The following is a 23,781-nucleotide window of genomic DNA, read 5'->3' as shown; positions in this document are numbered from 1 at the left end:
GATATAGTAATGAATAAATTAATTATATACGGTGTGTTTTTATCCTCGTTTTTCTTTATAGTAGGTAATAGATTTAATAACACATATATATACCCTTCTGGTATATTATGCTTTATGTATATTGCATATACTTTGTTAAATTTATTAAAGGTAGGAAGTTTAAGAGTTAATTTACCCAAAAGGGAATTGACTCTGATACTATTTCTAATAACATATATGTTATTTACCTTTTTTATAGGTTTATACATAGGATTAGAAAATAAGTCAATATATAAGGTGTTTTTTGATAATTTATATATATTTACTTTTATACTTATGCTTACTACCTTCTCATGGACGGATGATTTTTCTATTAAATTGTCTAAGATGGTGAGTTATTCATTTATAGCTATGGGATTAATAGGTATTTTTCTATATATAAAAGGAATCTATGGGCTGGGCATCAGATTCAGTTCACCATATTTTACTGTTTTTGACGAAAATACAATGATGCACTATTTTAGTGAGGTTAGATTTCAATCAGTTTTTTCGCAAAAAACGAAATATGCATTTTATTGTTTAACAGGAATGTTTATACTTAAAACTAATTCTCATCTAGATGTAAAAATACGTTGGATAGGGATAATAATATTAGCTATTAACGTTGTTTTGACAAATTCAATAATGTCCATTGGAGCGATGGTTGTATTAATGGTAACATTTATTGAGTATAAAAAAATTAATAAATATTTTAGATACCTTATTGTTCTTGTTACGATTTTAGGAGCAATTATATGTAGTTTCATAGTATTTAATTATACTGCAGACGTGCGGGATTTAAGTAGCTGGGGATCTAGGAAGTATATTTGGGAAGGTGCATTGGATTTACTAAGACAACATCCTAATGGTGTAATAGATAACTGGTATTTATACAAAATAAATATTTATTTCCAAGGTGCACACAATGTATTTTTAAATGAATTTCTTGATTATGGAATTATAGGAGGAGGATTATTCTTAATAATCTATTGTCTTATTTTCTATAATTTATTTAAGATTAGCAAAGAAACAATTGGATTCTTTTTAGTCACTACAATATTATTTATGGTTGACAATATATTATATTGGGAAATTGTTCCTGTGTTTTGGTTATCTTATTTGATAGTCAAAATTAATTTAACAAATAATCGCTCGCATCAAATATAGGGATTTTAGAAATTTAATCATGATTTTTATACAAAAAGGTAGCAAAAATAATTCATTGCTACCTTTTTGTATAATTAAAAATTTGTAAGGAATTTCAAGAGGTATATAAATATGAAAAAAATGTTACTTATTCCAAAGGGGCAGTATGGATATAATACGGACTATTTAAAAATGGTGAATTATTTATCGAAACATAACGTCCATGTTGATATTTTATGTTTTGATAATAACCGTTTGAGAGTAAATCTCCCGGAAAATGTTAATGTTAAGTACATTAACATTAGTAAAAATAGAATAATAAATTATCTAAAATATAATATAGAGATAATTAAATTCATTTTAAAGAATAGAAAAGAATATAATTGGATTATCGTTAGTGGGACAATAGAATACTGTGGGTGTATTCCTCTGTTATTGAGAAAATTCACCTCAAAAGCAAATTGGATTATGGATATTCGAACTGGAGCGGTGTTTTCCAGTGAAAAGAAAAGGCATTTTTATGATAATGCTATGAAATGGTCTACGAAGTTCTTTGACCATATAACAGTTATTTCAGATTTATTGGCGAAAAAATTACAGATATCTAAATATACATTATTACCCTTAGGCGCAGATCGTATTGTGGATATTAGGGAGAAAAAAGTGAATACAGAGAAAATAAAATTTCTTTATGTAGGGACTTTTGAAAATAGAAATCTTGAAAATGTTATTAAAGCATATGATATTTTTTGTACAAAAAACGACAATCAAATTCAAACTAGCTTGGATGTAGTTGGTTCTGCATACACGGAAAAGTATCAGCAAAGAGTTATGGAAGCAATAGAGAACGTTAAAAATAAGGGGAATATTCAATATCACGGTAGAAAAAATCATGATGAAATAATAAACCTTTTTAAGGAAGCTGCGGTAGGTTTCTCTTATGTCCCCATTACGGATTATTATGATGTACAACCTCCTACTAAAACATATGAATATATTATTAATGGAATAGTATGTATAGGAACTAATACAAAAGCCAATGCAGAAATTATTAATGATAGGAATGGGATACTGATTAATGAGGACATTAATAGTATTGTTGAAGGAATAGAAAAAGTGTCTAAAGAAATTTGTAAATATGATATTTTACAGTTGTCGCAAACAGTGGAAAATTATGAGTGGGACAAAATAGAGTATCGATTTCATGAGTTTTTAAAAGAAATAGATATAAAATAATAGATTGAAAATAGAAGTTTACGTAGATGTGGTAATCTATTGAATAATTTATTATAGTTTGCATAGGTAGTTTCCGAAAAATAGAAATTAATTCTATAAGGTTGGTTGAAGACAATGAAAAATATATTATTTGTAATCCCTTATTTAGGTGGAGGGGGAGCAGAGAGAGTACTAATAGATTTAATAAATACATTAAATAAAAAAAATATATATAATATAACAATTTTTACAATTGGTAGTGGTATATTAGATGATCAATTAGATAAAGAAATAAGACATGTGAAATTATTTAATGTAGATTTAGCTAACCAAGATATAATATCAAAAATTAAAATAAGATTAATTCTTAAATTGCTTAAGATTTTAAGTCCATCTAAAATGAGAAAGTTTATTAGTATTTTTTTAAAAGAATCATTTGATATTGAAGTAGCTTTTTTAGAAGGATTCCCTATAAAATTTGTGTCACAAAGCTCTGCAATGAAAATAGGTTGGATTCATACAGATTTGAAGAGGTTTAATTATTGTAGAGCGTATTTTAAAAATAAAATTAATGAATTGGATACTTATTCAAGTATGAATAAATTAATTTTTGTTTCGGAAACATCTAAGGTGGGTTACTTGGAGTATTTCGAAGGAATTAGAAATCAAGATAATTTATATGTATTAAAAAATATATTAAATATAGAAAGGATTATGTCTTTATCTAAAGAGGAAATTGAATTTGATTTTAAATATATTTGTAGTGTAGGTAGATTGAGTGAGGAAAAAGGATTCGACCGTTTAATTGAAAGTTATTATAAATTAAAAAAGGAAGGAGAAATTGGAGACCTTAAACTGCTAATCATAGGTAGTGGAAAAGATAAAAATAAGCTAAATGAACTTGTTAGAAAGTTAAAATTAGAAGAATATATTATATTTGTACCATTTAGTAAAAATCCATATAAGTATATTAAAAATAGTGAATTTTTCGTTTCATCTTCTAGGGTGGAGGGCTATCCTACAGTTGTTCTAGAAGCATTGGTACTAAAAAAGATAGTTGTTGCTACGGATACAGGGGCTTCTAGTATTTTGAATAACGGAGAGTTTGGATTAGTAGTTTCAAATAATACAGATGGAATAATAAAAGGAATTAAAGAAGTAATGGATAGGAATTCTGTATATGCTAGGAAGGCGTTGTTGGGAGAAAAGATGGTGTTAAATGAAAATAAGGAGAAATTAGAAAGAATTATAGAAGTAATTAATGGTTATAAAATGTAATAGTAGTAAATATAAGTAGGGTGGAAAAAACTTTATAGGGAAAGTCTAATATAAATTTAAAGAAAAAATGAAAAATTAAAAGAAAATTAGATTTTAGAAGTAGTTATGAAGTGTTTATAAGAATATCTCATCTAATACAATGATTGCTGGGAATTCTGCTAAAGCAATTAGTAAAACAAGTAAATTCATTATTAAACAGAAAAGGAATGTAAGAAAATCATTTGTTTCATGAAAGTTATACTTTAGGTGGTAATATTACTAACGAAAAAAGAAATGAGAAAAACATTACAAAATGGGATTTTTAAAATGAAAATTAATTTAGTATGTTGGAATTATAGGAGGAAAATTCTTGAAAAAGATTTTATTTGTTATTGGACAACTAGGAGCAGGTGGAGCTGAGAGGGTTCTTATAGATGTTGCAAATAACTTATCAAATAATAAAGAGTATTCCATAACAATTTTTACATTTTGTAAAAATAAACTAGATAATCAGCTCTCCAGAAGGGTGAATCATATTAGTTTATTCAATATAAATGCACAATCGAGAAAAATTAGTGATAGAATTCTAAATCGTATTGTGGTCACTAATTTATTTAGATTACTTGAAAAAATTAGTGCAAATTATATAAGGAAAATTATAGGTACACGTGTGAAAGGAACATATGATATCGAAATAGGATTTGTTGAGGGATTACCAATAAAAATAGTATCTTCTTCAAAATATATCAAATCTTCAAAACGCATTGGCTGGATTCATACAGATTTAAGTAGGCATAATCATGCCGAAAAATTTTTTGAAAGCCATTCAAAGGAAACTGAAACGTATAATAATGTAAACAGTATGGTTTTTGTTTCGGAGCAATCAAAAGATGGATACAAAAACTACTTTAAGGAATATCATAAAAATAGCTTTGTTATTCCAAACTTTATAGATTGTGATCGTATTAGAAAGTTATCTGAAGAGAAATGTGAATTGAATTTTAAATATATTTGTTCTGTGGGACGGTTGGTTAAGGAAAAAGGTTTTGATAGGTTAATTACAGCATACACATTACTCCGTAAAGAAGGGAAATTGAAAGATATAAAGTTGGTAATTATTGGGAGTGGTTATGAAGAGAACAATTTAAAAAATTTAGCTACTGATTTAGGTGTTGTAAATGATGTTGTATTTATTCCCTTTACGGAAAACCCATATAAGTATATTAAAAATAGTGAGTTTTTTATATCTTCATCGAGAGTTGAAGGGTATTCCTTAGTTGTAGCAGAAGCAATTCTTTTAGAGGTTCCAGTGGTGTCAACAAGGACTGGAACGGTTAGCATACTTGGTGAAAGTGAGTATGGTTTGATTGTAGATAACACAACAGAAGGTATTATCGAAGGGGTAAAGCAGTTAACTAGCGATATTCATTCCTTTAAATGTAGGGCAAGTAAAGGAAGTATAGAGGTTGAAACAATTAATCGAGAAAATATGAAAAAAGTAATTTCTTTAATTGAGAACTAAGTGCAGAAAATATTAAACATGAGAGATGTGTCATAAATCATGAGTAGTTTAACCAGAAATACAATTTATAGTTTTATAAATCAAATAGTATTATTAATTATACCTTTTATAACTTTTCCTTATATTTCGAGAGTATTAGGACCAGGAAACTATGGAACTATTAATTATGCAACTAGTATAGTAACTATTTTTGCCGTATTTGCGGGAACAGGATTAATTGGATATGCAACACGTGAAATAGCTATAGTTAGTAATGATAAAGAAAAACTAAGTTTGAAATTTCAAGAATTATTTATTATACAACTAGTATTGACAATTATTATGTTGTGTTTATACGGAGCGTTTTTATTTAATAATACAGAAATGAGAAGTGAATTTCTCATCTTCTTTATTACGGGATTAACAATGTTAACTAATTTATTTACTTTTCAATGGTTTTTTGTGGGTATAGAAAAATTCAAATATATTACAACACGTGATCTTGTGGTGAAAATTATTTTTGTTCTTTGTGTATTTATATTCATCAAAGAAAAAAATGATTACCTATTATATGTTGTATTAAATTTGGGGAGTTTTATGCTGACGGCCTCTTTAAACAGTTGGTATTTATTAAAGTTTGTTAAACTGAAAAAAGGAAAATTATCTTTAAAAAACCACCTAAAACCAGTGCTTTTAGCATTAGTCATTTCGTTTATAAGTACAGTTACATTACAATTAAATTCAGTTCTCTTAGGAACCATTGCTGTAAAGGCAAAACTAGGAGTTTATAATGTGGGTATAAAAATGACAACAATGTTAGTAGCTATTGTTTCAAATGCGTTTGCTGTATTATTACCAAGGCTTAGTTATTTGAATAGCAATGATGACCATAGCTCACAGCAGAAAATCTTAAATAAGAGTGGACATTTTTTAGGCATTGTTTCAATACCAGCGTGCATTGGTTTTATTTTATATTCGGATTTAATAATAAATACTCTCTTTGGGCAATCTTATTCAGGCGCTATAATAGTATCACAAATTACATCAGTATGTTTAGTAATAATGCCACTGGTAGCAATTTATGCATATTATTTGTATTCTGCTAGCAAAGAACATATATCCATATATGCCATGATAATAGCCTTAGTTATTAATGTTATTGCAAATATTATTTTGACAACAAAGTATTTTGTCGTTGGTGCAGCAATTACATTTGTATTAACAGAGTTCTCTAAGTTAGTGGTTTATTATTTCTTTTTAAGAAGATTGGGTATGAATTCTAGGTTGTTTTCAAAGAATTACTTATCATATTGCTTTATATCTATTATAACAATTGTAGTACCGTATATAATATTTAGCCCTAAAGGGATATTTTCATCTGTATTTACTATAATAGGTAGTGTTATTTTTTATTTTATTTCATTGGGAATACTTAAGGATAAGTATTTTATGGATTGTGTCCAGATTATAAAAAATATGTTGGTCCGTAGAGGAAGTAAATAAATTTTGACAATATAAGATTGACTACTTTAATGGATAACTGATAAATTAAGATATGAAATGGATTATAAGAATATAAAGAAGGTATAAAATATGAAAAAGAAAATTATATTTTGGATTCTAGGTATTGTTGGTGTTCTTATCGTTGCAGGTGGTGCATATGCATATAGCGTTTATTCTAATGTATCTAATACTTTAGATGCGGTGCATAAACCGCTAGAACGTGATAAGTCTGAAAAACGTGATCAAAAAGTAGATGTTGCAGATAAAAAGCCTATTTCTATTTTATTAATGGGAACAGATCAAAGAGAAAGTGAAACATCAAGATCTGATTCATTGATGTTATTTACTTTGAATCCTCAAAAGAAATCAATGAAGATTACAAGTATTCCCCGTGATACTTATACAGAAATCATTGGTAAAGGTAAAAAAGATAAGATTAACCATGCTTATGCTTTTGGTGGTATTGATATGGCTGTAAAAACAATGGAGAATTTTCTTAATGTACCAGTCGATCATTACATTGAAGTGAATATGGCTGGTTTTAAAGATATTGTGGATGCTGTTGGTGGCGTTGATGTAAATAACGATTTAGATTTTACATCAAGGGATACACACTTTGCTAAAGGGGAAATTCATTTAGATGGTGAAAAAGCTTTAAAATATACTCGTATGCGTTATGAAGATCCACGCGGTGACTTCGGTCGTCAAATGCGCCAACGTCAAGTTATTCAAGCTGTAATTAAAAAGGGCGCAAGTGTATCTTCTCTAGCAAGTTACGGTGATGTATTAAAAGCAATTGAGAAAAACGTAAAAACAAGTTTAACGCAAGATCAAATGTTTGATATTCAAAAGAATTATAAAGATTGCATGCAGAATAGTGAAGAGATTCAAATCCCAGGTGACGGCCACAAAGCCGCCGATGGTATTTGGTACTATTATGTTCCAGATGCAGCAAAACAAGATTTAACGAATAAATTAAAAGCGCATCTTGAATTAACTAAGTAATATGTAACAACCCAACTCCTTTGGAAGGAGTTGGGTTTATTTTTGCGTGAATTTATATTAGTATTATATATTGTGAGATTAATAGATGAGGTGAATCGATGAATAAGAAAGCGGTACTTGTCCTTGTTATTTTTGTATTGTTTGTCGCTTCGATTGTGAGCGGTAAATTGTACTGGAATCAGAAGATTGCGAATGCAACAGGACAAACGAGTGAAGTAACGAAAACAAAGGATGAAGTGAAAGATAGCGGAGCGAAGAAAGAAGAGAAAAAAGAAGAGAAAAAACAAGATGCGAAATCATCTTTTAATGAGGCATACGCGAAGAACTTGCCAGATGCAGTGAAAGAGAAGTTAAAGAAAGCCGCTGAGGATAAAAAGGCAGTAAACCTTGTTATTGTTGGTGACGAAGCTTCTTCATCTGAAAAAAGTGCTTGGGCAGCTAAGTTAACTGCGAATTTAGAAACTGCTTATGGTAAAGGTTTATGGAATGTGACTGTAAAGGAATATAAGGGTGAAAGCACAGAAGAGTTAATTACGAATAAACGTGATAAAGAGATTGGGAAAGAGAATCCAGATGTGATTTTATTTGAACCGCCGTTTATTACTGATAATGGTAAAACTGGTAATGGGAACTCTGTTGTGAATACACAGAAGTTCGTTCAAGCACTTTCTACTAGTGCAAAGGGTGCTACGATTATGATTCAACCATCAAATCCAGTGTATGGTGCGAAGAATTATCCGAAATCGATTGAAGCATTAAAACAATTTGCGACGCAAAATAATTATACATATATTGATCATTGGGGAGCATGGCCGGATGCAACAACAAAGGCTATTTTACCGTACTTACAAGAAGAATTTGGTTTCCCAAATGCTAAAGGTCATGATGTTTGGGCTCAATATGTAACGGATTATTTCATAGCTAAATAAAATCTGTGAGAAGAAAATCATTTGTTTTAATAAAGGATAAATGGTTTTCTTTTTTATTAAGGTTTAATAATATTGGAGGTTTAATTATGGCAATACTTGTAACAGGTGGAGCAGGATATATTGGTAGTCATACATGTGTAGAATTACTAAATAGCGGTTACGAAGTTATAGTAGTGGATAATCTTTCGAATAGCTCGGTAGAATCTATAAATCGAGTGAAAGAAATAACAGGAAAACAATTTAAGTTTTATAAAGAAGATGTTTTAAATCGCGAAGCGCTTGACGCAATTTTTGAAGAAAATTCAATTGAAGCAGTTATTCACTTTGCAGGATTTAAAGCTGTAGGGGAGTCAGTAGCGATTCCATTAACATATTATCACAACAACATTACAAGCACGTTAGTGCTATGTGAAGTAATGCAGAAACATAATGTAAAGAAGATAATCTTTAGTTCATCTGCAACTGTATATGGTATCCCGGAAACGTCACCGATTACGGAGGAGTTTCCATTAAGTGCAACAAATCCATATGGTCAAACGAAATTAATGATTGAGCAAATTATGCGTGATGTAGCATTTGCAGATGCAGAATGGAGTATTGCATTACTTCGTTATTTCAATCCATTTGGTGCACACGAAAGTGGGCGTATCGGAGAAGATCCAAATGGAATCCCAAATAACTTAATGCCATATGTAACGCAAGTAGCGGTAGGTAAGTTAAAAGAATTAAGCGTATTCGGAAATGACTATCCAACGAAAGATGGAACAGGAGTCCGTGATTACATCCATGTTGTGGACTTAGCAAATGGTCACGTAAAGGCGCTTGAGAAAGTACTGAGTACAACAGGAGTAGATGCTTACAACCTGGGCACAGGCATGGGCTATAGTGTACTAGAGATGGTTGAAGCATTTGAAAAAGTTTCGGGCAAGAAAGTTCCTTATAAAATTACAGAGCGTCGCCCAGGTGATGTGGCAGTATGTTTTGCTGATGCATCGAAAGCAAAGCGTGAATTAGGCTGGGAGGCAACACGCGGATTAGAAGAAATGTGTGCTGACTCTTGGAAATGGCAATCAAATAATAAAAATGGATACATGGATAGTGAATTATAAAAAATGTTGAGCTAAATGCTTATGATTTAATCCATTAGAGTTAATGACTCTTAATTTACAAGGTTAGATGTATAGAAAGTAGGAAGAAAATGAACTCAATCCTAATCTGTGGCGGAGCTGGCTACATCGGTTCTCACGCTGTGAAAAAATTAATAGACGAAGGTTTATCTGTAGTAGTAGTAGATAACTTGCAGACTGGTCATGAAGATGCAATTACGGAAGGCGCGAAGTTTTATAATGGCGACCTTCGTGATAAATCATTTTTAAGGGATGTTTTTAAACAAGAAAATATTGAGGCGGTTATGCACTTTGCAGCTGATTCTTTAGTTGGAGTTAGTATGGAGAAGCCCCTTCAATATTATAATAATAATGTGTATGGTGCCCTTTGCTTGTTAGAAGTGATGGATGAGTTTAAGGTAGATAAGTTTATTTTCTCTTCTACTGCAGCAACGTATGGTGAGGTAGATGTGAATCTTATTACTGAAGAAACTATGACCAATCCAACGAATACGTACGGAGAAACGAAGTTAGCAATCGAGAAGATGCTTCATTGGTATAGTCAGGCTTCAAATTTACGTTATAAGATCTTTAGATACTTTAATGTGGCTGGTGCAACTCCAAGTGGTATTATTGGAGAAGATCATCGCCCAGAGACACATTTAATTCCTCTTGTGTTGCAAGTGGCTTTAGGTCAACGTGAGAAGATTATGATGTTTGGTGATGATTATAATACACCAGACGGTACTTGTATCCGTGATTATATTCATGTTGAAGATTTAGTAGCGGCTCATTTCTTAGGGCTTAAAGACTTGCAGAACGGCGGAGAGAGTGATTTCTATAACTTAGGAAATGGTAATGGTTTCAGTGTAAAAGAAATCGTTGATGCAGTACGTGAGGTTACAAATCATGAAATTCCTGCTGAAGTAGCACCGCGCCGTGCGGGCGATCCAGCACGTTTAGTTGCTTCTTCTCAGAAAGCGAAAGAGAAGTTAGGATGGGATCCTAATTATGTAAATGTTAAGACAATCATTGAACATGCTTGGAATTGGCATCAAAAGCAACCGAATGGATATGCTAAATAAATATAGTAAGTGAAAGAGAGGGTATCGTCGACAAAATATGTTCGACAATACCCTCTCTTTTTTTATAGGATTTTTGCTATACTAAACTGTACTATAATACGTGGTGGAAGGAGGAGAATGATGAAAATACTTGTGGTGGATGATGAATCGAGTATTCGTAATTTGATTCGGATGCAGTTGGAGATGGAAGGTTATGAAGTATTGGCAGCGGCTGATGGGAGAGAAGCTTTAGAGAGATGGAATGAAGGGCCGGATGTATTGATTTTGGATGTTATGCTTCCGGATACGGATGGGTATGAGTTGCTTCGTTTGTTCCGTGAGAGGGATAGGGATATTCCGGTGCTGATGTTAACGGCAAAGAGTCAGATGAATGATAAGTTGCTTGGCTTGCAGCTTGGTGCTGATGATTATGTGACGAAGCCGTTTAATTATGCGGAGCTTATTCTTCGGGTTAAGAATATGGCGCGGCGTGTAAAGAAGACGGAGGCGGCTGTAAGTCATGAAGTAATTGAGGCTGGAGAGATAGTGATTTGTCCTAAGGAAAGAAAGGTACATGTGAGTGGACAAGAGATTCAGTTAACGTACCGAGAGTTTAATTTATGTCAGTTATTTGTTTCAAATCCGCAGCGTGTGTTTATGAGGGATGAGTTACTTGAGAAAGTATGGGGATTTGAGTATATCGGAAATACGAGAGCAGTTGATATTATGGTGCAGAGACTTCGCAAGAAGCTTGGGACGAGCGGAGAATATATTAAGACAATTTATGGCGTTGGCTATAAACTGGATTGTTAAGTGGTGATGGTATGTCTTTAAAACGAAATATGGTGTTTGGAATAGTTGGGCTGTTAATTCCGATTTTTGTTCTTTTATATGCAGTTGTTTATATTACGTTAGAAAAGAATATGTATCATAACGCAGCAGATTCTTTAGAAAAGTTAAGTGTAGAAGCACAAATTTATACGATGAATTATTTAGAGAAGGAAGCAGAAGTGGATACGCTTGGTCCGAATTCCCTTTTAATTGCGTCGTATTTAGCGAAGCGTATGGATGTCCGTGTGCAGATGATTGGGAAGAATGGCGATGTTGTTGCAGATACACAAAAAGGAGCATTGCTTCACCGTAACATCGACATTGAGAGTTCTTTGAAGGGGAAGAAGTCTTATGTTTTTGAGGAGGCGGATCCCGCTCCCATTCTTTTGTTTTCAAGCCCGGTTTATTATGGAAACGATGTCATTGGAAGTATTCGTTTTATAAATGAGTTAACGGGTGAGAAGGAAGTTTTAACAAATGTGAGCTGGACTTTCTTAATGACGTCTCTTTGCCTAGTAGCTACCGGTATTTTCTTTGCGATTCGTTTGGCGAAGTCTCTTCATAAACCAATTGATCAGTTGAGACAAATGGCACAGAGGCTCGCGAATGGTGATTATAAGAGTAAGATTGAGTTAAATGAGTACGTGGAAATCGCTCAGCTTTCAGCATCTTTTAATGCGATGGCCGATGGAATTGAGCTGCATATTAAGCAATTGCAGGAGGAGAAAGAGAAGCAGAAAGATTTCCTAGACCGCATTACGCATGAGCTAAAAACACCGCTAACGGCAATTATCGGTTATGTTGATTTAATTCCGAAGTTACAATCGAAAGAAGATGTACAGGAAAGTCTTCGTTATGTGGCTGTGGAAAGTGAGCGTTTATTATCACTTGTAGAGGAACTGCTTAAGTCCTCGAAATATGGGACGAGTACGTTTGAAGTGTCTCCTACAGTTGTGAACATAAAGGAATTGGCAGAAGAAGCAGTTTCAATTGTGAAACCTCGCCTAAATCAATTTGAAATTGAAGTGATAAATGAGTTAACGGATGTACATGTTGTTGCGGATTTTGATAAGACGAAGCAAATTTTCTTAAATGTGCTTGATAATGCAATTAAGTATAGTGATGCTTCGCACATTCGTATGAATGTAATTGTAAATGAGCATGAGGCGAAGGTTTTTGTTCATGATGATGGGATCGGTATAGATGAAGTGGTGCTTGCAGAGTGGAATGAGTCTCCGAAAGGAAAGGCACTTCCTTCTAGTTACGGGAATGGTTATGGTTTGTATATTTGTCAGGAGATTATGAATAAGCAGGGCGGAAGCATGCGGATTGAGAGTAGTGAAAAAATAGGTACTACAATATTCATTACATTTTTGCTTCCGAGAAGGATGGAAGACATAAAAAACTTGAAAGCGGTTAAATGATACATTTATGAAACAATTATGCGGTATTTTCGAAACAACGTTTTTTTATCTTGGAGGTAGGCAGAAATGAAAAGGCTATCATTTCAAATTCTTATGTTTGTCATTTGTATGATTGTTTCTCTTGTTTTGTTTTATGTTATGGAGAAGCAAATCTATAATCGAATCAACATTGTAAATGATAAACAAGCCGTTTTACAAAGGGTGAATGAATCTCTTCCAATTGAAGTGAAAGTAAGACATGAAAAGTGGGGAGAAATCGTTGTAACGGATGAAGTTCGTTTGCATACGATTGTTTCATTCTTTGACCGAATTCGAATAGAGCCAGGGGACGTTAAGAGCCAAGAACAAGTATTTACTGGAGAAGTAACGTACTTGAATGGACATAAGCGTACTTTTGCAGTAGGTGACTTGTTCCAGTATGGGGAAAATGTATACGGAAAGAATGGCATGGATCCGATGATTTCAGCACTTCAAACGTATTTATTAAGCCTGTATTACACGCCAGAGCGTATTAGTGATTTCTTTGCTTCAGCAAAGGATGTCGTAGTACGTCAAGGCGATGTGGTACGTACTATCAATCTTACGCACATACTTGATTCTATTCGGTCCGCAAAGCAAATTACAGATTACGGAGAAATTCAGAAGTTATTACAATCGCAGAATGAACCGATTGCTTATATTACAGCTTATAAAACAGGTAAGCGTGTAAAGAATGATCGTGAAGATATTCTTACGATTTCTGTGTATCCATCGTACTTTGTTGTGCAATATCTCGGTGATAATAACGGAAATGTCATGTATATGAAAGGCTCTCTAGCAGAGTTATTCGTAAAGGAGAATGCGTCATGAGAAAGATAGCCTTTTTCTTCTTTTTGCTAGTAATTGGAGGAGCGATGTCTAGTTGCTCTCGAGATACAACCTCTATTAAATATAGTAAAAATGGTCTCCCTATTTTGGATGATCGTCATATTGTTGCGTATGTGGCGGCTCGTGAGGAAGTTGGTGAAGCGTTACTTTCATCATTTTGTAAACCACGTGGATGTACGTATGAATTTATTCGTCTTTCAACAGAAGAACTTCTTCGTAGAGTGGAAGAAGAAGCTGGAAATCCGAAGGCGGATATTATTATTGGCGGTACAGTAGATGCGCATCAAATGATGAAGCAAAAAAATCTTTCTATTCCTGTGATAAGCCAACACGCAAATCGTATTTCAAAAACTGTTAAAGATAAAGATGGTTATTGGTACGGTTATGAAGTGGAGAAGCTGGCAATTGCGATTAATAAAGAGCGGTGGAACGAGGAAATAGCGCCGCTCGGTCTCTCGTATCCATTAAGATGGAAAGATTTATTGAATCCAATATATAAAGGAAAGATTGTCATGCCCGATCCAAATGTTTCAGGTACAGCATATACGTTTTTCCAATCACTGATTGATACGTTAGGTGAAGAGGAAGCGAAGGGATATGTGAAGAATCTGGCAGAACAAGTTGGAGAAGTAACAGTGAATGGTTACATCCCAGCAGAACTTGTTGCGAGCGGTGAATATATGATAGGCATCAACTTTATGGGAGATCAGAGAATGCTTCAAAAACAAGGCTTTCCGATTTTAAGTAACGAACCTGAGCAAACAGGGTTATCTGTTAATGCGATTTCGAAACTAAAACGTGCACCGAGTGGTATTATTGCGGATTTATTTATTGATTATTGTTTATCAGAAGAAGCGGGGCATATTTTAGAAAAAGTGTCGTTTGGCGTACCAACGATGTTTGCGAAGAATGAGAAAGAAATAGAAGGACAGCCGGTTAGAAGGACGAACCAAAATATATCAAATAGCGGAATAATCGAGATATGGAATAGACAGCGTCTCTCTCTGAAGTGAGAAAAGGAGACGGAAATATATGTTTAAATGGCTCAAGCCAGCACCTGCAATTGAAAGATTGCCAGCGGATATGATCGACCGTGTATATCGATTACTACGTATTCGTGTGTTAATCGGAATTTCAGTTGGATATGCTGCTTATTATTTAGTTCGTAGTAACTTTACGTTATCAAGTACGTATTTAGTACAAGAATATGGTTTTAGTACAGCTGAAATTGGTCTACTAGGCTCAGTAATGGCAATTGTTTATGGATTTAGTAAGTTCTTTATGGGTAATTTATCAGATAAAGCTTTCGCCCAGCGCTTTATCGCAGTCGGTTTATTCTTATCAGGGCTTGTAAATATTTGTTTCGGTTTTGCATCATCATTTGGGATGATTGTTACATTACTCGTTGTTAACGGTATTGTACAAGGTATGGGAGCACCACCTTGTAGTATTGTTATGACGAAATGGTTCTCGAAGAAAGAACGTGGTACGAAAACAGGCCTTTGGAATATTTCACATAACGTTGGTGGAATGCTTGTGCCACCACTTGTCGGAATTGGTGTAGGTATTTTCGGTGAAAATCATTGGCAAGGCGGCGTGTTTATTTTCCCTGCGATTATCGCAATGGTAATTGCAGTACTTGTTTGGATCAATGCGAAGGATACACCAGAATCTGAAGGTCTTCCTCCAATTGATGAGTATCGTAATGACTATGAAAATCTTGAAAAAGCAGATAATGCTAACAAGATGTCACCAAAAGAAATTTTAATGAAGTATGTAGTGAAAAATAAATTTGTATGGTTCTTATGTATTGCGAATGCTTTTGTTTATTTAATTCGTTTCGGTGTTATTAACTGGGTTCCACTTTATTTAACGACAGTTAAAGGATTTTCAAAAGCAGAAGCGCATGCGGCATATGCAATCTTTGAAGGTATGGCAATTCCAAGTTCATTAATCGTTGGCTTTTTAAGTGATAAATTATTTAAAGGAAAACGTATGCCATTATGTATTATTAGTATGGTTGGAGTTGTTATTGGTACGTTTATATATTGGCAAGCAACTAGCGTACTTGTTGTAAGTATTGCAGTTTCTATTATCGGTTGTTTAATTTATGTACCACAGTTCTTAATCGGTTTAAGTGCGATGGAATTAGTACCGAAATTTGCAGTAGGTACGACAGTTGGTATGTGTGGTCTATTCGGTTATGTAGGCGGAAGTCTTGTAGCTAACGCAGCAATTGGTGTTATTGTTGATAGTTCTGGCTGGGATGGTTGTTTCATCTTACTATTAACAGGTGCGGTTTTATCAACAATCTTCTTATTTATTGTTCAACGTGGACATGAGAGAAAAGATCCTAAAGTAGCGTAATATTTTGTTTGAAAAGCTATCCAATTGTGTGTGATTGGATAGCTTTTATATTAGAAAAAACAAACAGTATGAAAAATTGCAGTTTAATATATAAATGATTTTTGTTAATTAATATAATTTTTTTAGATTCCATAAACCAAATAGATACATGGTTATACCGAAAAATCCGCCCCCACAGATGAAAATTACAACCTTAAATAAAGAAATAGAGATTTCCTCTGAACCTACATAGGGAAGGATATAATTCATAAAAACAAACATTTGAAAGCCCCAAAGCACACCTGCTTTTAAGCCAGCTTTTCTTAATTTTTTCTTGTGTTGTAAATATTCTTCTTTTGTTGCACATTCAGTATCACTTAAACCTTTTTTCTTGAATTTAAAGGCTAAATAATTAGCGTAAATCATATTAGATAGAAAAATAAATATAGTTCCTATAGATATTGTGTGGTTCATAGTATCAACAAGTAACATAATAAGCATTACCAACATATTTAACCACCATAAACCAATTCCAGCTACAGATAACTCTTTATTGATTTCTTGTTTTTGATATTCATCTCTCTCACTTAGTGTTCCAACAAAACTATTATAAACTCTTTCTTTCCATTCAATTTTCATCATTTAATCTCCCTCCCAAAATAGACTATTTAAATCTGTTTTTAGTGCTTTTGCTAATTCAATACATAAGGCTAAAGAGGGATTATATTTATTGTTTTCAATTAAATTTATTGTCTGTCTCGCCACGTTAACTTTTTTAGCTAACTCTAGTTGCGATAGCCCTTCAGATTTTCGATATTGTTTAACGTTATTCAAATATAACCCTCCCATTGATGGTTGTAGACCTCGTGTACCAAAATGTCATTTATATGTGACATTTTATAATTGAATAGATGAAATGTCAAATATATATGACAAAAATGATTTTAATAATTTATCTTGGTAAGAAGTTTATTAATAAAAGATGGCTTACATTCATATAAAAAGTACTTGAAAATTCAATTTAAATTATCCTTTTTCCTTTCCTTAAATCTATCTTAAAAGATATAATGTCATATTTCTAATCATTGGAATTTTTGTTACAATATAAATGGATGTGTAAAACTTTGTAAAAACAATGTAATAATATGTAATCTATTTTCAGAAAGTTTTATACAATTTTTATATTAAAATATTAAGTTATAAAAAGGAGAGAGAATATGTTACCAAATACGGTTCGTACTCCAAACAAGAAGAAGAAATGGATTATTATTGGGGTTATTGCACTAATTGTTATTGTAGCGGCAATTAATATTTTTGTTATGCAAAGTAAAAAGAAGGGTGCATCAACAAATGCTGATGCTGTAAGTTTTGAGAAAGTGACAGAGCGTAAGTTGAATAATACGAAGTTAATTTCTGGTCAGGTGAAGCCTGGTAATATTGAAAGCTTCTATGCAGATCCGGCCAAAGGGAAAGTGAAAGATATTGAGGTAAAAGAAGGGCAAGAGGTAGAAAAAGGTACGAAGTTATTCTCTTATGATAATGAAGAGATTAATCTTCAAATGAAGCAAGCTGAGCTTGATCAGAAGATGGCAGATATGCGTTACGATCAAGGGAAAAAGAAGATTGATTCGTTGAAGAAAGAAATTAAGAAGGCGAAAGATAGCGGAGCTGGGAAAGAAGTAACAGATCCGATGGACGAGCAAGTAAACGAGTTAGAGATAGGGCAAAAAACAATTGACCTTGAGAAAGAAAAAGGAAAGTTGCAGAAAGAAGAGTTAAGTAAGAAGCAGAAAGAACTTACGATTTATAGTAATTTCGCTGGTGTTGTTCAAAAGTTAGATAAAGATGCGGCACAAAGCTCATCTCAAGCGTTAGGTGGTCAAGGAAAAGCGTTTTTACAAGTAGCTTCTAAAGATCCATTCCAAGTTCAAGGTACGTTAACTGAGCTTCAGAAGTCACAAATTCAAAAAGATCAAACATTCACTGTAACGGCGAAAGCAAATAATAAGAAGAAGTGGACAGGTAAGATTACAGAGGTAAGTGAGTTCCCAACGAGTGCAGAGATGGCGCAAGCTGGCGGCATGGGTGAAGCAACTCAAAATATGTCTCAATATACATATAAAGCAAGTCTTGATAGCCAAGACGGTTTATCTCCAGGTTACCACGTTTCTCTGCAAGTAAACTTAGAGAATAAGAAGATGATTGCTGTCCCAAGTAAGAGCATTGTAGCAAAAGGCGATGATGCATTTGTTTATGTTGAGGATAAAGGTAAGCTTCGTAAACAAAATGTGAAAAAAGGTTCTACTGATGGGGACTGGACAGAGGTTGTAGAAGGCGTAACAGTGGGGCAAAAGGTGGTTAAAAATCCTTCCGACGATGTGTATGACGGAATGGAAGTGAAAGAGAAATGATTACGTTAAATAATATTGCTAAAACGTATTATCAAGGAAAATTGGCGGTGCCGATTTTGCATGGTATTAGTTTAACGATTCAGAGCGGTGAGTTTGTTTCGATTATGGGACCGTCTGGCTCTGGTAAGTCGACGCTTATGAATATTATCGGTTGTTTAGATCGTCCAACAGAAGGCGAATATATGCTGAATGACGTGAATATCTTAACAGCAGACGAGTCAAAGCTTGCTTTAATTCGTAATGAATATATTGGCTTTGTATTTCAGCATTTTAATTTACTACCTCGTCTTTCCGCAGTGGAAAATGTTGAGCTTCCGCTCGTATATGGTGGCGTGAAGAAAGCGGAGCGTCGCAAGCGTGCTTTGGAGGCGTTAGGTAAAGTTGGATTGGCAGATCGCGTGCATCATTTACCAAATGAGTTATCAGGTGGACAGAAGCAGCGTGTAGCGATTGCAAGAGCGATTGCGAATAATCCAACGTTCATTATGGCCGATGAACCGACTGGTGCACTTGATACGAAGTCTGGTGAGCAAGTTATGGATATTTTCACGAAGCTTAATGCAGAAGGTACGACGATTGTTATGGTTACGCATGAAGAGGAAGTAGCAGCGTATTCTTCTCGCCGCATTGTACTGCGGGACGGGAAAGTTACAGAAGATAGAAGGTGTGCGGTATGAGTTTACTAGATAGTATAAAAATTGCCCTATCTTCTATTTTAGCTCATAAACTACGTTCAGCTCTTACGATGCTCGGTATTATTATCGGGGTAGGTTCGATTATTACTGTCGTTGCAATTGGGCAAGGCGGGGAAGCTGCATTGAAATCCCAGTTTGTTGGGGCAGGTAATCAAACGGTTCCGATTCATTATAGTGCAGATATAAACGATCCTTTCGGTATGGGAATGGTAGAAGCACCGAAGATAACTGAAGAAGACATTTTTGAAATTAAAAAAATTCCAGAAATCGCACATGTGGTAACAACAAATTCAACCATGGAACCACTTGATATTGAAGATAAAAAAGAAATGGTGAGTATTACTGGATTAGATAGTGAGTACTTTGCAGTAAATAAAGTAAAGTTGTTAAAGGGACGTTCTTTACAAGAATCAGATGTGGATCAAGGTAATAACGTTGTTATGATTAGTAAACAAATGGAAGAAAAGGTGTTTAAGGATACCAATCCAGTCGGTAAAATTATTGAAATGAAAGGTCAACCGATGCAAATTATTGGTGTCTACAAATCAGATAATGAGTTTATGGGAATGGGACCATCAGAAGCGCTAGTTCCAATTTCATTATGGCCGACACTGTATGGAAAAGATGAAATTCAAAATATTTCTGTTCAAGCAAAAAATGTAGATAATCTAGAAAAAGCAGGTAAAAAAGCTGCAGATGTTTTAAATAGTCGTAAACCAACTGATGCAACTGGTAAATATGAAGTTATGAATTTAAAAGAAATTCAAGAAGGTATTTCGAAGATGACCGGTATTATGACAATGATTATCGGTGGTATCGCTGGTATTTCATTAGTCGTTGGTGGTATCGGTGTTATGAACATTATGCTCGTATCTGTAACGGAGCGTACACGTGAAATTGGTGTACGTAAAGCACTTGGAGCAACGCGTAGTAAAATTTTATTACAGTTTTTAATTGAAGCAGTTATGTTAACACTTCTAGGTGGTTTAATCGGAATTGGTCTTGGGTATGGCGGAGCATATATCGTTTCTACATTCGCGAAATGGCCACCGCTCGTTTCATGGGAAGTTGTCGTTGGAGGCGTACTGTTCTCGATGACACTCGGTATTATTTTCGGATTAATTCCAGCGAACAAAGCTGCGAAATTAGATCCAATTGAAGCATTGCGTTATGAGTAATTAATAGTGTAGTAGAACTACACATTACCGTTCTAGTGGGCGGTTCGTAGCCTCTATATGAGGAAGTGAACCGCCCGTTAGAACGGGTTATATAAATAGAAGGAGGCGTTATAATGGAAGCTAATATTAATACGCAAGATGTAGGTGCGAAGAAGCCATCATTATTAGGAATGATTACTTCTCCAAGTGAGCAGTTTGAGAGAATGAAGACGAGTAATGCAGTTTGGGGTGCATTTTGGCTACTTGTTTTAATAGCTGGGCTTGTTGGGGGATTTGCTGCTTATGTATATTCTCTAACACCTGAAGCAATTAAGCTTAATAAGGAATTAGGTGTTACTGTTTCAGCTGCAATGACATATGGTATGGGATTTGGGGTAATTGCTATTAGTATGGCATTTGTCTTTCTACTTAGTGCCGTGGTGTATAAAGTGTTAATGGTATTTATAAGCAATGATACTTCTTATAAAAAATTATTAGCGATTACTGTATATTCAAGTGTTATTTCATTACTAGGTTTATTAATAAATACGATTTTAGCATATATTTTAGGTGGATCAGGTCAAGAAATGTACACTGGCCTAGAGCCAATTTTTGCTTCAAGTAGTGGTGTTGTAAAAGGCATTGTAAGTAAATTTGAAGTGTTTACAATTTGGGGATATGCAGTTACATGGCTAGGTCTTCAAATTACAGCAGGTTTAACTAAAAAGCAGGCAACAATTATTACTATTGTTTTCTTTGTTTTAACTCTTGGAATGGGCGCTTTACAAGGTATGTTCCAATAAGGAAATAAAATAAAAAGGTGACTCTTTAAAGGAGTCACCTTTTTTATTTTTACCCCTATTTCAAATACCACCAACAAAATTTCAAATACTATCTAGTGTAATTTCAAATTCCGTTGGTAGTATTTAAAATTACTCACAATGAAATCTTTTCTTTATTTTTATATTGTGAAGGTACCGCGGAATACTAGAAAGGTATACCTTTTCGAAACGGGTACTGTGTGAAGCCAGCGACTTTTAAAGAGGCAGTTGTTTTGTATGAAGGTATGATTGTAAATCAAATAAAGAAATTAGGTATTCGTAAAGATTATGAAGAGTATTATCAATGTGGTTTAATTGGTCTTTGGTATGCGTATGAAAGGTATGATGCAGAGAAAGGGAGTTTTCCCGCATATGCAGTTGTAACGGTGCGAGGTTATATATTAGAGAGATTGAAGAAAGAGTTCGCAGTGGAGGAGAGGTGTGTATGTGTAGGAGAGTATGAGGATATCTTTCATTTTGAAGATGTTGAAATAAGAGTGAAGGATTTTATGAGTGTGTTAGACGAGAAGGAGAAGTATATTATTTTTGAACGTTTTTTTGTAGGGAAGACGATGGGAGAAATCGCTTTAGAGACGGAAATGACATATTATCAAGTAAGATGGATGTATCGGCAAGCAATCGAGAAAATGCGGGATAGTGTAAAAGGATAAAAATAGAAAATAGAATGGAAGGTAAGGAAATACTACCTTCCATTCTATTTGTTATTAAGGTGATGAATCTTGCATGTTCATTTGGGATAATACATATCCAGCTTTCCATAATTGCTGGCTTAACTTATGGGGACTAATTTGTATCGTTACGGTAGCTCCATTTGAAAAATGAATTTTAGCTTGTTTAGCTTTTTTGAAAAACTCTATTGTATGAACATGTTTGAAGAAAAGCCAAATGCAATTTGGAGAAGCAGGAGATTCTGTTGGGAAAGCACAAATATATTCTCTATGATTGATCGGAATTGGAACGTTTTGTTTGAATTTAAATTTTGTTTTTACGGCATTACGTCTCCCTTGATAAGTAGAATGAATATTTGTTAGACAAGATTTCTGTATAAGTTGGAGAGCAGTTTGACAGGAGTAAAGATGGTTCCCGCTACTGTCGATAATTTTTGTGCGGTAATAAGGGTGTTTACATGGTTCAAGCATCATTGTAGAACTAGAAATAAAAATGTTGTTTTCATTATCCATAATTCTATATCCTCCCTTATAATTTTTATTCCGAATATAATTATATATAAATTAAGTAAATTTACTGTTAATATTCTATTTCATATTGTAAATTTTGTCTATTCGTTTACAATCAATAGGTGATAGTCTTTCTAATTTGCATCGCTTGTACATATATATGAAAATAGAAAAGAGTAGGCGGTGATATAGTATGAAGAAAAAGTATATTATTATGGCTTTAGTTGTCGTTCTCCTAGTATATTTAGCAAACAGTAATCCGAGTAAGGGCGAATATACAGAATGGGCAGCGAAACAGTTTATGAAGCGTAATGATGTGAGTAAGAAGCTAGATGAAGTTCAAAAAGAGAATGAAGAGGGTCTCCTTGGCGACTTGGCATCGGCCGGTAAAAAGTTAGCGAAAAAGTATGTTGAGCCACAAGTTGGGTTATTAATTGATCATTATACGAAGCGAAATGATTATATATTCTTCTCAACATATACGACTGAGTTTGATATAGGGGAAGAACATTATAAGTATGTATGCGTCGGTTTTTCAAAGATTTTTATCCCGATTGAAATGCCGAAGAAAAAAGACGAATCTGCAAAATGATGCAGATTCGTCTTTTTCATTTTATAGAGTAATGGGAACTTCAGATACATTTTTTTCTACAAGGCGAGCTCCCTTTTTTCTTGTATTTTCATCAATGGATGAAAATACAGATGAGGCAAGGATTGTATCCATTACTTGATTTACGACTTGTGCATCGATTGGTGTGATGGGCGTATCGATAGAAAAAACGACTGTTTTTCCATCTTCCTTCGCGAAAATCAACTCTAGTACTTGCATGTGTTATTCCCTCCTTTGTATTTATCCCGCTATTTACGGGATTTGGGTCTGCCGGTTAAATTGCGGGCTAATAATCAGCGGGGATGAATAAAATCCCCACTGATCCGAGTTTTACTTTATAGTTTAGAAAGATCTGATGTGCTTACAAGTTGTACAGCGTGAAGTGGTGATGCTTGTAAGGAAGCTAGAGCATGAGCTACATTGTGTACTTGATCTAAGCTCGCATTTGTTTTAACACGTTTAAATTGTTTGCTCTTGAAAACTGTTTTGCCGTTCTTATCTAATCCGTTGTTTAAGACAAGACGTAAAGTTAAATCCATTACGATTGTTTCAATTGCCATGTGTATCACCTCCTCGTATGATTAAGTTAGGTTTTTTAGGGACGGGATGTACCTATAAACCCAAGAGTATCTATTTTTATGAGATACTTAAATTTGTAGATAGAGTGTTGCCGACC

Annotated in this window: 25 protein-coding genes; 20 read left to right on the top strand and 5 right to left on the bottom strand. The window is 33.8% G+C overall.

Annotated elements, in window-relative coordinates:
* Positions 1-9 precede the first annotated feature (9 nt).
* From ACS2CR_RS11715 to ACS2CR_RS11650, 14 genes are all read left to right on the top strand, one after another.
* On the top strand, positions 10-1,185 hold the full coding sequence (locus ACS2CR_RS11715) for an O-antigen ligase family protein (RefSeq protein ID WP_080495950.1): 1,176 nt from the start codon (positions 10-12) through the stop codon (positions 1,183-1,185).
* Between the two features lie 111 nt (positions 1,186-1,296).
* On the top strand, positions 1,297-2,400 hold the full coding sequence (locus ACS2CR_RS11710; RefSeq protein ID WP_053513708.1) for a glycosyltransferase: 1,104 nt from the start codon (positions 1,297-1,299) through the stop codon (positions 2,398-2,400).
* A gap of 114 nt (positions 2,401-2,514) precedes the next feature.
* The gene (locus ACS2CR_RS11705; protein ID WP_053513706.1) at positions 2,515-3,657 is read left to right on the top strand and encodes a glycosyltransferase; all 1,143 of its coding nucleotides are present in this window, start codon (positions 2,515-2,517) and stop codon (positions 3,655-3,657) included.
* A gap of 349 nt (positions 3,658-4,006) precedes the next feature.
* Entirely contained in the window at positions 4,007-5,158 is a 1,152-nt protein-coding gene (locus tag ACS2CR_RS11700; RefSeq protein ID WP_053513704.1) for a glycosyltransferase, read from the top strand.
* Positions 5,159-5,197: 39 nt separating this feature from the next.
* Entirely contained in the window at positions 5,198-6,640 is a 1,443-nt protein-coding gene (locus tag ACS2CR_RS11695; protein ID WP_053513702.1) for a flippase, read from the top strand.
* A 90-nt stretch (positions 6,641-6,730) separates the two neighbouring features.
* A complete protein-coding gene (gene tagU / locus ACS2CR_RS11690) occupies positions 6,731-7,645 on the top strand; it encodes a polyisoprenyl-teichoic acid--peptidoglycan teichoic acid transferase TagU (protein WP_016110997.1) in 915 nt (304 codons plus the stop codon).
* Positions 7,646-7,743: 98 nt separating this feature from the next.
* Positions 7,744-8,574: an SGNH/GDSL hydrolase family protein gene (locus ACS2CR_RS11685; protein WP_053513700.1), complete on the top strand. Its 831-nt coding sequence runs from the start codon at positions 7,744-7,746 to the stop codon at positions 8,572-8,574.
* Between the two features lie 86 nt (positions 8,575-8,660).
* Positions 8,661-9,683 (top strand): UDP-glucose 4-epimerase GalE, encoded by a 1,023-nt coding sequence (gene galE, locus ACS2CR_RS11680; protein ID WP_016110995.1) that lies wholly within the window; start codon positions 8,661-8,663, stop codon positions 9,681-9,683.
* Between the two features lie 89 nt (positions 9,684-9,772).
* The gene (gene galE, locus ACS2CR_RS11675; protein ID WP_053513771.1) at positions 9,773-10,765 is read left to right on the top strand and encodes a UDP-glucose 4-epimerase GalE; all 993 of its coding nucleotides are present in this window, start codon (positions 9,773-9,775) and stop codon (positions 10,763-10,765) included.
* Between the two features lie 120 nt (positions 10,766-10,885).
* Complete coding sequence (locus ACS2CR_RS11670; RefSeq protein WP_000699553.1) at positions 10,886-11,557, top strand: response regulator transcription factor; 672 nt, start codon at positions 10,886-10,888, stop codon at positions 11,555-11,557.
* Between the two features lie 11 nt (positions 11,558-11,568).
* Positions 11,569-12,999 carry a HAMP domain-containing sensor histidine kinase gene (locus tag ACS2CR_RS11665; RefSeq protein WP_153602920.1) on the top strand — a complete coding sequence of 477 codons (1,431 nt, stop codon included), beginning with the start codon at positions 11,569-11,571 and terminating at the stop codon, positions 12,997-12,999.
* Positions 13,000-13,065: 66 nt separating this feature from the next.
* Positions 13,066-13,848, top strand: a complete 783-nt coding sequence (locus ACS2CR_RS11660; RefSeq protein ID WP_000826622.1) for a DUF3919 family protein — start codon at positions 13,066-13,068, stop codon at positions 13,846-13,848.
* Positions 13,845-14,879 carry an ABC transporter substrate-binding protein gene (locus ACS2CR_RS11655; protein WP_001225639.1) on the top strand — a complete coding sequence of 345 codons (1,035 nt, stop codon included), beginning with the start codon at positions 13,845-13,847 and terminating at the stop codon, positions 14,877-14,879. The genes ACS2CR_RS11660 and ACS2CR_RS11655 overlap by 4 nt, the downstream gene beginning before the upstream one ends.
* A gap of 19 nt (positions 14,880-14,898) precedes the next feature.
* Entirely contained in the window at positions 14,899-16,233 is a 1,335-nt protein-coding gene (locus tag ACS2CR_RS11650) for an MFS transporter (protein ID WP_000477602.1), read from the top strand.
* 108 nt (positions 16,234-16,341) lie between these two features.
* Here ACS2CR_RS11650 and ACS2CR_RS11645 read toward each other — a convergent pair whose 3' ends face one another.
* Positions 16,342-16,854 carry a DUF3278 domain-containing protein gene (locus ACS2CR_RS11645; protein ID WP_000975590.1) on the bottom strand — a complete coding sequence of 171 codons (513 nt, stop codon included), beginning with the start codon at positions 16,852-16,854 and terminating at the stop codon, positions 16,342-16,344.
* Entirely contained in the window at positions 16,855-17,046 is a 192-nt protein-coding gene (locus ACS2CR_RS11640) for a helix-turn-helix transcriptional regulator (RefSeq protein ID WP_001067016.1), read from the bottom strand.
* 383 nt (positions 17,047-17,429) lie between these two features.
* Here ACS2CR_RS11640 and ACS2CR_RS11635 point away from each other — a divergent pair, with 383 nt between their 5' ends.
* From ACS2CR_RS11635 to ACS2CR_RS11615, 5 genes are all read left to right on the top strand, one after another.
* Positions 17,430-18,623 (top strand): efflux RND transporter periplasmic adaptor subunit, encoded by a 1,194-nt coding sequence (locus ACS2CR_RS11635; RefSeq protein WP_153602921.1) that lies wholly within the window; start codon positions 17,430-17,432, stop codon positions 18,621-18,623.
* Positions 18,620-19,300, top strand: a complete 681-nt coding sequence (locus ACS2CR_RS11630) for an ABC transporter ATP-binding protein (protein ID WP_000631624.1) — start codon at positions 18,620-18,622, stop codon at positions 19,298-19,300. The genes ACS2CR_RS11635 and ACS2CR_RS11630 overlap by 4 nt, the downstream gene beginning before the upstream one ends.
* Positions 19,297-20,496, top strand: coding sequence for an ABC transporter permease (locus ACS2CR_RS11625; protein WP_006922891.1), 1,200 nt, complete (start codon positions 19,297-19,299; stop codon positions 20,494-20,496). Before ACS2CR_RS11630 ends, ACS2CR_RS11625 begins: the two co-directional genes overlap by 4 nt.
* Before the next feature lie 113 nt (positions 20,497-20,609).
* Positions 20,610-21,278, top strand: coding sequence for a Yip1 family protein (locus tag ACS2CR_RS11620; RefSeq protein ID WP_044584993.1), 669 nt, complete (start codon positions 20,610-20,612; stop codon positions 21,276-21,278).
* A gap of 218 nt (positions 21,279-21,496) precedes the next feature.
* Entirely contained in the window at positions 21,497-21,967 is a 471-nt protein-coding gene (locus tag ACS2CR_RS11615) for a sigma-70 family RNA polymerase sigma factor (RefSeq protein ID WP_053513773.1), read from the top strand.
* Between the two features lie 54 nt (positions 21,968-22,021).
* Here ACS2CR_RS11615 and ACS2CR_RS11610 read toward each other — a convergent pair whose 3' ends face one another.
* On the bottom strand, positions 22,022-22,498 hold the full coding sequence (locus ACS2CR_RS11610; protein WP_000368309.1) for a competence protein ComK: 477 nt from the start codon (positions 22,496-22,498) through the stop codon (positions 22,022-22,024).
* A gap of 190 nt (positions 22,499-22,688) precedes the next feature.
* Here ACS2CR_RS11610 and ACS2CR_RS11605 point away from each other — a divergent pair, with 190 nt between their 5' ends.
* Positions 22,689-23,087: a DUF4359 domain-containing protein gene (locus ACS2CR_RS11605; RefSeq protein WP_000731405.1), complete on the top strand. Its 399-nt coding sequence runs from the start codon at positions 22,689-22,691 to the stop codon at positions 23,085-23,087.
* Positions 23,088-23,108: 21 nt separating this feature from the next.
* Here ACS2CR_RS11605 and ACS2CR_RS11600 read toward each other — a convergent pair whose 3' ends face one another.
* Both ACS2CR_RS11600 and ACS2CR_RS11595 read right to left on the bottom strand, forming a co-directional pair.
* On the bottom strand, positions 23,109-23,324 hold the full coding sequence (locus ACS2CR_RS11600) for a DUF2922 domain-containing protein (RefSeq protein WP_001197593.1): 216 nt from the start codon (positions 23,322-23,324) through the stop codon (positions 23,109-23,111).
* Between the two features lie 116 nt (positions 23,325-23,440).
* Entirely contained in the window at positions 23,441-23,665 is a 225-nt protein-coding gene (locus tag ACS2CR_RS11595) for a DUF1659 domain-containing protein (RefSeq protein WP_000963861.1), read from the bottom strand.
* Positions 23,666-23,781 lie beyond the last annotated feature (116 nt).

This window comes from Bacillus cereus group sp. BceL291, assembly GCF_051776705.1.
Classification (GTDB): domain Bacteria; phylum Bacillota; class Bacilli; order Bacillales; family Bacillaceae_G; genus Bacillus_A; species Bacillus_A cereus.
This window is presented reverse-complemented; position numbering and strand designations above follow the sequence as displayed.